Annotated in this window: 8 protein-coding genes and 1 pseudogene; all 9 read right to left on the bottom strand. The window is 37.2% G+C overall.

Annotated elements, in window-relative coordinates:
- Nucleotides 1-34: 34 nt before the first annotated feature.
- Complete coding sequence (locus AP75_RS11875; protein ID WP_088264838.1) at nucleotides 35-2,464, bottom strand: DUF5686 family protein; 2,430 nt, start codon at nucleotides 2,462-2,464, stop codon at nucleotides 35-37.
- 80 nt (nucleotides 2,465-2,544) lie between these two features.
- On the bottom strand, nucleotides 2,545-4,635 hold the full coding sequence (gene recG, locus AP75_RS11880; RefSeq protein ID WP_088264829.1) for an ATP-dependent DNA helicase RecG: 2,091 nt from the start codon (nucleotides 4,633-4,635) through the stop codon (nucleotides 2,545-2,547).
- 100 nt (nucleotides 4,636-4,735) lie between these two features.
- Nucleotides 4,736-5,269, bottom strand: coding sequence for a thioredoxin family protein (locus AP75_RS11885; protein WP_088264830.1), 534 nt, complete (start codon nucleotides 5,267-5,269; stop codon nucleotides 4,736-4,738).
- Between the two features lie 37 nt (nucleotides 5,270-5,306).
- Nucleotides 5,307-6,818: a peptide MFS transporter gene (locus AP75_RS11890; protein WP_088264831.1), complete on the bottom strand. Its 1,512-nt coding sequence runs from the start codon at nucleotides 6,816-6,818 to the stop codon at nucleotides 5,307-5,309.
- A gap of 75 nt (nucleotides 6,819-6,893) precedes the next feature.
- Nucleotides 6,894-8,399: a peptide MFS transporter gene (locus tag AP75_RS11895; protein WP_088264832.1), complete on the bottom strand. Its 1,506-nt coding sequence runs from the start codon at nucleotides 8,397-8,399 to the stop codon at nucleotides 6,894-6,896.
- Nucleotides 8,400-8,534: 135 nt separating this feature from the next.
- Nucleotides 8,535-10,199 (bottom strand): peptide MFS transporter, encoded by a 1,665-nt coding sequence (locus tag AP75_RS11900; RefSeq protein ID WP_088264833.1) that lies wholly within the window; start codon nucleotides 10,197-10,199, stop codon nucleotides 8,535-8,537.
- Between the two features lie 36 nt (nucleotides 10,200-10,235).
- Nucleotides 10,236-10,997 (bottom strand): LytR/AlgR family response regulator transcription factor, encoded by a 762-nt coding sequence (locus tag AP75_RS11905; protein WP_031502172.1) that lies wholly within the window; start codon nucleotides 10,995-10,997, stop codon nucleotides 10,236-10,238.
- Nucleotides 10,998-11,066: 69 nt separating this feature from the next.
- Nucleotides 11,067-11,693, bottom strand: coding sequence for a sensor histidine kinase (locus AP75_RS11910; protein ID WP_088264835.1), 627 nt, complete (start codon nucleotides 11,691-11,693; stop codon nucleotides 11,067-11,069).
- Nucleotides 11,694-11,724: 31 nt separating this feature from the next.
- A pseudogene (locus AP75_RS11915) lies at nucleotides 11,725-11,961 on the bottom strand (IS4 family transposase); the annotation flags it as partial.

Raw genomic sequence — 11,961 nt, forward strand, 5'->3', positions numbered from 1 at the left:
TGATCTTTATTTTTTGCAAAAGTAACCTTAATTCTTAAAATCCTAAAAAGTTAAGCTTTAATTGGATGGCAAAATTTTCTTTGAAAGAAGGGGTGGAGTAGTGACCAACTCTATAGAAAAATCCAAGATTGAAGGGCGTTCCCAGAAAGTTATTGCTTTCTAAACCAATTTCCTGGTAGAGATGATTGAGTTTTTGGAACTCAAAATGGTGTACTTCCGGATTTTTCATATCACCGGAAATTCCTCGGTAAACCAAATCGAAACTCGACGTATTTCTCCCGAATGTTTTAAAATACCACGGAATTCGATGGGTAAGATAGTAACCAACAAACTTGTCGTTATAGTATTTTCCGCTTTCCATTGTTGCAAATCCGAGGAAAGAGGTAAGGTTGAAGTTGAAACTGTTTTTTCCATTTCCAAGCCCGTTCATCGTGAAATGATGCCAAATTGGAGTTTCACCTGAAACCAAGCCTCCGTACACGCGAATGCCCGTCACGCCGGCTTTTGTCTTGAAATTATGTTGAGCCAAAACGTCGAATTTGCTGTAATTCAAATCTCCACCAAGGGTTTTCAAACCTTGCTCAAAATTCAAATAAAATTCAGGAAAATTCTGCTCATAAGTGAATTTTCCGGAAGGAGTCATGATATTTTTTGAATTTGGTGCGTATTTGAAAGTAATTTGTCCGGCAAAATTGTCGAAACGTTGTCCTCGATTCATGAAATCATAATTAAAAGTAGCTTCTTCTTTGTCTTTTTTTGCGGAAATTTTCATGGTTAATGCATTGCTAAGATCATTTTCGAACGATAATTTAAAGCCTTCGAAATGATAGAATCTATCATTTTTAAGATCAATTCCGGAATTCATAATTTTCATTTTGAAATTCCACAAATTTTCATTGAAACGTCCTGCCGTCATTACATCTTTGTAATATTCAGCGCGGAAAAATGAGTTCTTTTCCAGCGTGGTTTTTATATCAATTCCTGCTCCGTACTTCCAGTTTCCGTCTTTAAAACCATAAGCGATATAAGCGTCCGGCGAAATGTATTGGTTGAATCGCTCGTTGAGTTTTGTAGCAACTCCCAGCCGAATACCTTCGTATTGGTTATATTTTATGATTTGAGAAGCATCAAAATCGAATTTTCCCACTCTTATTTTTCCTTTGATAAGTCCGGTAAATGCATTGATTTTCTGATCGAGTTTGTATTTTTTTCCAACGCTGTCGATTTTTTCGTAGGTCATTTTTTCTCTTGCCGTTAAAGAATCTGTTCGGAATTGGTTGATAATACTTCCGTCGGAATTTTTCACCGACATGGTGTAACCAGAGAAATCTTTTTTATTTTCGTCAATCGGGGTTTTGAAATCGAAATAATCAGCGACTACAAAAACGTAATTACCGAATTTTTTCTTATTTTTTTCCTTTTCCTTATCATCTGATTTTTGAGTCTCAAAAGCCGTGGCGCCCATTCTTACTTTATAATTTTCCTTGCTCAGAAACCATTTGTTGTTAATGGGTTTCCAGATGCTTGTGATGCTTCCATCGCTTTTTTTCTTGCTGTTGCTTTCGATTTTTTTTAAGCCGTATGTTTCTGCATCAACATAAAGATAACCATTGAATTTTCTTTTATTGGGAGCTTGCTTGTAATTCACCTGACGAAAGCGGATCACATAATTTTTTCTTCCTTCAATGTCAATGGAATCGGTGAGGAAAAAGCGGTAAAGGGAACGGTTTTCTTCACGGATTTCGCGCGGAATGCGATTTCTGTTGGAGCGCAATGTCATCATTTCGTAGATCGGTTGTTTCAATCCGGAAACACGGTTGTCGAGAACATTGATTTTTTCGCCATATTTCTTTGAAAAAAGATATTCAGATGCTTTTTCCCAAAGGAAAAGTTTGCTGGAAGTTATTAGTTTCATCACATTCACACTTTCTATGGAATCTTTTTTTCTTTCGTGCGTCTGAATTTGCACCGGAAGTTTCTTCAAAGAATCTAATCTTTTTTCGAGATAATTATTGTAATGTTTAATACTGTCTTCATCAATATCTAAAGAGATTTTTTCATAAGATTTAAAAGAGTAGGAGTCTAAACTGTTTGGCGAATTTTTTTCGTAATTATCATTTACTTTTTGTAAAATTTCAAGTGCCAAAGGATCGCTTTTGTCATTGATAATTACGGTTTCAATCGATTGTGTTTTTGGATCAACTTTGGTGAGCGCAATTTCCATTACTTTGTCAACCACTACATCATCTTCATGATATCCGGCAGCTTTCACGGTTACTTTTTTACATTTACTTCGAAAATTCAGTTTCCCAAGAGCATTGGTTTCTCCTAGGATTTTATTGTTGCATAACACCCTTGCATTTTGGATGGGTTTCCCTTCACCAGCTTGCAAAACAGAGATTTGTGATTGCCCGAAAATATTCAGAAAAACCAATAAAAAAAGCAATGTTGACAATTTATTCATAGAAACAAAAGTATTTAAATTATCCGAATGAAATCGTTTTTTGAATGTTTTAATAGCGCTGAGTCGGTTATTTCTTATGATTAGGAAATCCGGCTCCATTTATTTTTTCCTTTATAGAGTTTTATATAGTAATTTCTCATGTCCAAATTTTCCGGTTTGGTCAGTTGTGGATCGGTTGTAAGCAATTGTTCTACAGCAGTTTTTGCTGTTTTAATGATTTTACCGTCAGCTACCAAATCCAGTTTTTTAAAATCTACCACGCCACTTTGCTGTGTTCCCAAGATATCGCCCGGACCACGGAGTTGCATATCAACTTCCGAAATTTTGAATCCATCGTTGGTTTCGGTCATTGTTTTGATCCGTGTTCGGCTTTCTTTGCTGAGTTTATCAGAAGTCATCAGGATACAGTAGCTTTGCTCTGCACCACGACCAACTCTGCCACGTAACTGGTGAAGTTGGGACAAACCGAACCTTTCTGCACTTTCTATCACCATTACTGAGGCGTTCGGAACGTTTACGCCAACTTCAATTACGGTGGTTGCTACCATGATTTCAGCTTTTCCGGACGCGAAATATTGCATCGCGGCATCTTTTTCTGCCGGTTTCATTCGTCCATGGAGCATGGTCACATTTTTTCCTTCAAAAAAAGTGGTAATATGATCAAAATTTTCCATGAGATTCTTGTAATCCAAAGTTTCGGATTCTTCAATTAATGGATAAACGAAATAAATTTGCCGGCCTTTTTCGATTTCATCCTTGGCAAATCTGAAGACGGAAAGTCGATCTTGTTCCCTTCTGTGAGCAGTGATGATGGGTTTTCTACCGACAGGCATTTCATCGATTACCGATACATCCAAATCGCTGTAAAAACTCATCGCCAAGGTTCGCGGAATCGGTGTTGCAGTCATTACCAAAATATGTGGAGGAATTTTATTTTTTGCCCAAAGTTTCGCTCGTTGCGCCACTCCAAAACGATGTTGCTCATCGATAATCGCAAGTCCGAGGTTTTTGAACTGCACAATATCTTCCAAAACAGCATGTGTTCCTACCAAAATTGCAAGTTCACCGCTGAGTAACTCTTCATGAATTATTTTTCTTTCGGAAGTTTTTGTGGAACCGGTTAGGAGGCGAACTTTGATATCCGTGTCCTTTAATAATTCGTGAATCGAATTGAAATGTTGTTGAGCCAGAATTTCTGTGGGAGCCATCATACAGCTCTGAAAGCCATTGTCCATCGCAATCAACATGGTGAGTAATGCGACCATCGTTTTCCCCGAACCTACATCTCCTTGCAGCAACCTGTTCATCTGGATTGGCTTTTTCATATCCGTTCGGATTTCCTTTAAAACCCGTTTTTGTGCGTTGGTAAGCTCGAAAGGAAGTGCATTTTCATAAAAATTATTGAAATTTTCACCAATTTTAGGGAAAGGATTCCCAATTACTGAAGTTTTTTGATGTAGTTTTTTCAAACCGTAACCCAACTGAAAGAAAAATGCTTCTTCAAACTTAATTCTTCGGTTGGCATGCTCAAAATGATAGAAATCCTTTGGAAAATGAATATGGTAAAATGCAGGAATTCTTCCGATTAGTTTTAAATTTTTCATTAAATCTTCGGGCAAATTTTCTTGCATCAATAATGGTAAACTTTGGGTAATTTCTGATAGGATATTTTGAAAGAACTTATTATTAATCCCTCTTTTCGATAGTTTTTCACTTCCTGAATAAATCGGAAGAAGTGAACCGTAAAGCGCTTTTTTTTCGTCAACTTCTATCTCCGGATGCGGCATCGAATAATTGCCATTGAAAAGATTTACTTTCCCAAAAATAAAGATTTCGCGGTTCAGTGGAATTTGTTCTTTCATCCAGTTTGAATATCGAAACCATACCAGTTCCAAGGTTCCGGTTTCGTCGCGGAATTTTGCGGAAAGCCGTTTTTGTCCTTTACCATAACCGATTTCCTGTAAATCAGTAATTTTTCCTTTAAATTGAATTTCGGTTTCGGGCTCTTGCTTTAAATCTCCGATTTGGTAAATTTTACTTTTATCGATGTAACGCAAAGGATAAAAAGTAAGAAAATCTTCAACTGTCGTAATTCCCAAAACATTCCGAATGAATTTGGCGCGTTCCGGACCGATTCCTTTGATGAATTCTATGGGAGTTTCTAAGTCGATTTTTATTGAATTAAGATAAAGGCGAATTTCGGTAAAATAAAAAAGACTTCCAAAAATTAATTTGAAAGTCTAGGTTTTTAAAGGAAAAATAATTATTCTGTTAATCTTTAATAGTAGATTTAAATTTTTTCTGATAATTTTCCCATTGTTCTCGAGTATTGATTTTTTTATATTGATCTTCTGCAATGAATGGGATGTAAGGTTCCATTTCTTTTGCCGTAAGTGCGCCCTGCAAAATGGTAATTGGCATGCTTTGCTCATCCAAGAAAATAGTCGTAGGAATGGTAGTTACATTCATGAATTTAGCGAAATCGTGCAACGAATTTTTGCCTTTATGATCGACTTGATTACTGTTTGAGAATGTTCTTCCGAAAAGTGTGATGTTTTCTTTGCTTTCGGCATTAAACTTTACCGGATAGTAATTTTCATTCAAATATTTCGCGATAATCGGATGGTTGAAGGTGTTTTTCGCCATTATTTTGCATGGTTCGCAACTATCAATAAAGAAATCAATCAATATTTTTCTTGGTTGATTTCGTTGAGCTTCTATTGCCTGTTCCAAATTCATCCATTTCACTTGTGAATAAGACGAAGATGCGATTAACAGAAAAAGTATGTAGGTGATTTTTTTCATCGAGAGTTGGATAGCAAAAATGGATTTTAGTTAAATATTATCTTACATCTTGCATTAATTTTTTCACATAAGGTGAAATAATAATGAGTACGACGCCGGCGATAAGGGCATAAATTCCCAATTGTTTATAACCTTCGGTGTAGGTTAAAAATTTATCTAAATTGGAAGCGTTTTCGTCTGCTGTCGCCATATTTGCTCCGATAATCCCTGCTACATATTGCCCGTAAGCAGAAGCCAGAAACCACATTCCCATCATCATTCCCTGAAGTTTTTCGGTGGAAAGTTTGGTCATAATTGAAAGCCCAATCGGTGAAAGACAAAGCTCACCAAAAGTGATGACTAATAATGCGATGGTGAAAATTTTAAGAGAGGTAATACCTTGTAAATCAGCGAATAATCTGGTAGCAAACAATACGTAGTATCCTAAACCAAGGAAAATAAATCCTAAGCCGAATTTAATGATGGTATTCGGTTCCAGTTTTCTTTTGCTCAACCAAATCCAGAATAAACCTACCAATGGTGCTAAAAATATGATGAAAAACGCTCCGCCGGAATTATTAACACCATTGGGATCTAAACCAAGCAAATCTTTATTGAGATGATTAGCCGCGAAAATACTTAGCGAACCGCCCGATTGCTCATAAATTCCCCAAAAAATAATAGAAAAAATGATGAAAACTAAAGCCGCCCAAAGTTTTTTTCTTTCAGCAGAAGTCACCTTTGTCATTTCATAAAATAGATAAAGCAATGTTGCCGGACCTACGATATACATGAATAAATCGGTGTATTGCGGAACGGAAACTATTTTCATGATGAGAGGAACGAAGATTAATGATAAAATGTAAACACCATATTCTTTCCATTTTTCTAACGCCACGGCAGAACCATCAGCCAAAATTTTCATTGGCGGTAAACCAATTGGTCCTAATCTTCTTTGGGCAAAAACAAAATTAATTAAACTAACTACCATTACAATTGCGGCCAAACCGAAAGCGACATTCCATCTTTTATCTTCAGGAATCATGGAAGAAAGCATTTCGCCTTTCCCGATAGCAATACATAAATAGCCACCGAGAAGTGCGCCAAGATTAATTCCGGCGTAAAAAAGCGAGAATCCCGCATCTCTTCTGGAATCATTGGATTTATAAAGTTTTCCCACCATGGTGGAAATATTTGGCTTAAAGAAACCGGTTCCAACGACAGTAAATGCAATTCCCAAAAAGAAAAACTGATGTGGTTCGAAGGCCAGAATCAAGCTTCCGACAATCATCAACAATCCACCCCAGAAGAGTGATTTTCTGAACCCCAAAATTTTATCGGCGAAAATTCCACCGACAAAAGTAAATGCATAAACAAACGCTTGTGTAGCTCCATACTGCAGATTGGCTTGCTGATCTCCAAAATTTAATTGAGAAATCATAAAGAAAACAAGCATTCCGCGCATTCCGTAGAAGCAGAAACGTTCCCACATCTCCGAGAAAAAAAGTGACCAGATTTGCTTTGGATATTTTCCTTTGAAATCCTGAATTTGTTCTAACGTAAGATTCATTTTAGAATAATTTTCAACGAAAATAGAAAAAACCACCGAATAATCGGTGGTTTAGTATAATTAAATGCGATTGGATTAGTTTACTCCGTGCATTTTTTTCTCTAACCAACGGCTCATTGCAAACAAAATTAAAGCTGCAGCACCACACATCACAATAAATACAAGGAAGAAATCGAAAAGGTTAGTGATTTCAAATCCTAAGAAATGAGTGACTTTCGCACCCTGACCCTCTTCACCACTTCCCGGAATTAATGCTGATAAAGTTCCTGCAAATTTGTTTGCAGCAGCATTAGCCAAGAACCATGTTCCCATCAAAAGAGAAGAGAAACGCAGTGGTGAAAGTTTTGACACCATTGAAAGTCCGATTGGTGAAAGGCAAAGTTCACCCATTGTGTGAATTACATATAATGCGATTAGCCAGAACATAGAAACTTTGTCCATCATTCCCAAACCATAAACGGCAAATGCAATAACTACGTATCCTAAAGAAACCAATGCTAAACCAATCGCCATTTTCTTTGGCGAAGATGGCTCCATACCACGGTTACCAAGACGCAACCAAATTGAAGAGAACAATGGTGCAAGTACAATAATTGCCAGTGGGTTTACTGACTGGAAGTAACTGGCAGGCATTTCCCAGCCGAAAATCGTTCTGTCGGTCTGTCTGTCAGCAAAAATTGTCAGTGAAGCCCCGGCCTGCTCAAATGCGCCCCAGAAGAAAATTACAAAAAATGCCAAAATGAAGATGACCATAATTCTCTCGCGTTCTTCTTTGGTCAAAGATTTATCTGTAAGAACAATCAGCGGCATCACGATCATCGCACCATAAATAAGATAGCCAATAATATCCCAATCGCTTTGGAACATGGTTTTAAAATTCATTAAGAAGAAAATAACTGCTATTGAACCTAACACCATTGCAACCTGCGCGATACCAAATTTGTTGGTTGGCATCCCGATTGGCTTATTATCGTGATCCACCAACAGTTTATTTTTTTGAAGCATAAAAGTAATTAACCCGATTACCATACCAATACCAGCCGCCAGGAAACCCCATTTAAAATCAATTTTTTCAGCCAGCGTACCGGAAATAAGCGGTGCAAAGAAAGCTCCCAGGTTGATCCCCATGTAGAAAATGGTAAATGCAGAATCTACCCTGCGGTCACCTTTCGGATAAAGCTGGCCCACCATCGTTGAAATGTTTGGTTTGAAAAATCCGTTTCCAATGATTAACATGGTAAGACCAATCCACATCAGCGTAATTGCTGAACTGCCTGAAGTGGAAGCACTGAAAAACATTACAATCTGTCCAAGTGCCATAAGTACACCCCCAATTTCTATACTTCGTCTGTTGCCCAGAAAACGGTCTGCAAGATAACCACCCAGAAGCGGCGTAAGATATACCAAACCGGTATAACTTCCGTAGATTTGTGAAGCTTCTGCATCATCCATTAAAAGCATTTTCGTCATGTATAAAACGAAAATTGCACGCATACCGTAATAAGAGAAACGTTCCCACATTTCTGTCATAAACAAAAGATAGAGTCCTTTCGGGTGCCCTTTTTGCTCTGCTGTGTCCATATTTTTTTTTATTTGTTAATAATTGTTAAGGAGCAAATATAGTTTTTTTCTTTTTCAAGGGATGATTATTTCAGTTTTAAAACAGAAAAGTGCCGAATTTCTCCGGCACTTTCCAGTAATTTTTGAAAAATTAGATTAATTCACTCCTTTTTCTTTCATGATCTTATTCAATCTTTTCAGAATAGATAAACCAAGAAGGGTAGCGAGAAGCAGTAAACCAAAATTTACGATAAAGAAATTAGCCTTGTTTTCATAATCGTACCAGAAACTTGCCAACACTCCCGAAAGTTTGTTACCAATTGAGGTGGAAAGGAAGAATCCTCCCATCATCAGGGCAGTAAGTCTAGGGGGAGATAATTTAGAAACTAAAGAAAGTCCCATTGGTGATAAACAAAGTTCGCCGACTGTAATTACCCCATAAGCAGCTACAAGCCATAGTGCAGAAACTTTGAATGCGCCATTATCTCCGGCATATACGGCTCCAACCATCACTAAACACGAGAGTGCAGAAATGAAGAGACCCAATACAATTTTAGCCGGTGTTGTAGGCTCTTTGCCACGTTTTCTTAAAAACATAAAAAATCCAACAACAATAGGCGTTAACACAATTACCCAAAACGGATTCACCGACTGAAATAACTCGGTGTTATAAAGATAAACTTTTCCTTCCGGATTGGCTTCCATGGCTGCTTTTTTCTCAGGCAACTCATTTCTGAAGTAGATGTCTTTTCCCTGCTCTTTTAAAGGATTACCGGCCTCATCTTTTTGAGCCTGGTACTGATCATCGTAAACATTTACTTCTTTTGATGTATAGTCTTTTGTTTCCACGAGATAAATGGCTTCCAGAGGTTTTTCAGCTACCGCGGGTACGCTTCTGTCGGTATAATAGTTTGCCCAACGTGTTAAAGCGGTTCCGTTTTGCTTGAAAACAGCCCAAAACATTAAACTTACTGCAAATATTGCCAGCAGCGCTCCGATTGGTCTTTTATCATCTGAATTTGCTTTCACATAAAGCATCACATAGAAGTAAACTACAGGCAAACATGCGAAGATAAAGGCATCTGTAGAATCACTTCCGAAGATATTTCCAGGAATAACCCAGCCAATAATTCCCGCTATGATTACCGGCAAGAAAACTTTAACCAAGACATCAGAAATTTTCGTATCACCTGCCTGAACAGGCTTCATAACATTTGCTTTAAGGATATGTTTCCTTCCTAAAGAGAAAATCAGCAACCCAATAAACATCCCGACTCCCGCTGTAATAAATGCTTCGCCCCAACCAAATTTATTCCTCATAAATGCTGCGATGATGTTGCAAACGAAAGCACCAATATTAATTCCCATATAGAAAATGTTGTAACCCGCATCTTTATTGGCTTTGTAGGGTTCTTCTTCGTACAGATTTCCGAGTAATGTGGAGATACTTGGTTTGAAAAATCCGTTTCCTAAAATTATTAAACCCATCGATGCATAAAACATCGGAATGTCCTTGAAAACGCCTAATCCGATATATCCTAATCCCATCAACGTGCCTCCGATGTAAATCGCTTTCATGTAACCCAAAAGACGATCTGCTAAAAATCCGCCCAAAAATGGAGTTAAATAGGTGAGTGCTATGAAAGTTCCGAAGATATCGTCTGCATTTTTGTCGTTAAAAGCCAATCCGCCAGTTTCTTTTGGATCGATCATGTATAAAACGAAAATTCCGAGGATCAGATAATACCCAAATCTTTCCCACATTTCCGTGAAAAAAAGATAGGGAAGCCCCTTTGGATGTTTGGCAGTAGATTTTTCCATATAAAATTGAATTTGCCCAAAAATAGGATTTTTAATTTAATATGAAAGTCGTTCCAGCCATTTTTTAAATTCTGCGGTGGAAGAAGCGCTGGTAATTAAAGCGACTTTGTAATTTTTAAGTCTTATGGAAAGTCGGTCACCAAAATAAGGCTCGATCCTTTCAATAAAATTAATGTTGATAATTTCACTACGATTGATTTGGAAGAAGGTTTTGGGATCAAGTTCTTGCGCCAAAACTGAAAGTTTATATCGAAATCCGTGCTCTTTTCCTTTTTCATCTATGGCTGTTAATTTTCCGGCATTTGAGAGGATTGCGGCAATGTTTTCGGTGTTCAGGATATGAATTTCTTTTGCAGTTTTAATGATGATTCTTTCTTTGTATTCTTTGGTTTTTTGATGTAAAAGTTCAGAAATCAACTTCCAGTCCGGATTTTTTTCGGAGGAATTGAGGCTTTCAAATTTTTTCATGGCCTGGGAGAAACGTTCAAAACTCACGGGCTTCAGCAAATAAGCGATACCGTTTACATCAAAGGCATCCTGATAAAACGTGTTGTAAGCCGTGGTGAAAATGATAGGAGAGGTAATAATATTTTCCTTCAGCATCGAAAAAACATTGCCATCCAACAATTCAATATCACTGAAAACCAGATCTGCCTGTCCGTTTTTTTGAATCCAGTTTTTAGTTTCTTCCTTACTTTTTAAATAAGCCAAAATTTCAATTCCCGAATCATAATATTTCAGATGTTCGGCGATGATTTCGGCGTTCAGTTGTTCATCTTCTATGATTAAAACCTTCATATTATAAGTTTTGGCTAAAGCCAAATTGTATTTTGATTATTAAAACGGGCAAAAGCCCGCTCCTATTGATTAGATAACGGGTATTTCAACAATATATTCGCTTTCATTTTGGCTAAAAGTTACTTTTTTTCCAAAATTAATGTCATAACTTTTTTCTAAAAACTGATTTCCCAAGCCGGAACCTTTAGTGTAATCCACAGGTTTGAAATCGTTTTTTATCTGAACAAAAGCATTCTTCCTTTCAATATTAATTTTCAATGGACTTTGTTCCGAACCGCGGTTGTGCTTAATTGCGTTTTCAACACACAACTGCAACGAATAGGGAAAAATGTACCCGTTTTGATTATCAATTTTAATCTCAAACGAATAAGCGTTGCCAAACCTCTTTTTCATCAAAGAAATATATTTTTCAAGAAAAATAATTTCCTCTTTGAGTGAAACCAGTTCTTTCTCGCTATGGGTGAGGTAGTAGCGGTAAACATCCGATAAATCAGCAATAAAACCTTCCACTTCGCCAGGTTTTTTCTTCACCAGGCCGGAAAGAACGCTTAAATTATTAAACAAAAAATGGGGTTCCAGGTTCTTTTGAAGGATTTTTTGCTGTAACATTTCTTTTTCTTTCTCGGTTTGCAGAAGTTCAATCTCTGTTTTCGCACTTTCACGGAAATAAAAATAAGCCAATGTCAAACTAGTCATGGTCGGAAGAAATTCCGGCCATTTTTTATGACTAAGTTTTGAATACCTTTCCGGGGTCTCCGCCTGCAAAAATGATAAGTATTTCGGTAATCATATCGCGAAGTTCCATGGCAATGCGCCTTTTTGCGGTTTTGTAGCCTAAAGCGTTGGCTTTTTTGTAAATCAGCAAAAGCATTGAGGCAATCATCGTCATGTATACCATCACTTCGATGCCGTTTTTGTTGAGCGAGACCAAATGGCTCAGATTGAGTTCCTGCTTTAGGAATCT

The sequence above is a fragment of the Kaistella haifensis DSM 19056 genome (assembly GCF_000735695.2).
Taxonomy (GTDB): domain Bacteria; phylum Bacteroidota; class Bacteroidia; order Flavobacteriales; family Weeksellaceae; genus Kaistella; species Kaistella haifensis.

Excerpts from the sequence above, each read along its gene's own strand:
- AP75_RS11875 (WP_088264838.1), bottom strand. The coding sequence starts at position 2,464 with ATGAATAAATTGTCAACATTGCTTTTTTTATTGGTTTTTCTGAATATT.
- AP75_RS11885 (WP_088264830.1), bottom strand. The coding sequence starts at position 5,269 with ATGAAAAAAATCACCTACATACTTTTTCTGTTAATCGCATCTTCGTCT.
- AP75_RS11890 (WP_088264831.1), bottom strand. The coding sequence starts at position 6,818 with ATGAATCTTACGTTAGAACAAATTCAGGATTTCAAAGGAAAATATCCA.
- AP75_RS11895 (WP_088264832.1), bottom strand. The coding sequence starts at position 8,399 with ATGGACACAGCAGAGCAAAAAGGGCACCCGAAAGGACTCTATCTTTTG.
- AP75_RS11900 (WP_088264833.1), bottom strand. The coding sequence starts at position 10,199 with ATGGAAAAATCTACTGCCAAACATCCAAAGGGGCTTCCCTATCTTTTT.
- AP75_RS11905 (WP_031502172.1), bottom strand. The coding sequence starts at position 10,997 with ATGAAGGTTTTAATCATAGAAGATGAACAACTGAACGCCGAAATCATC.
- AP75_RS11910 (WP_088264835.1), bottom strand. The coding sequence starts at position 11,693 with ATGACTAGTTTGACATTGGCTTATTTTTATTTCCGTGAAAGTGCGAAA.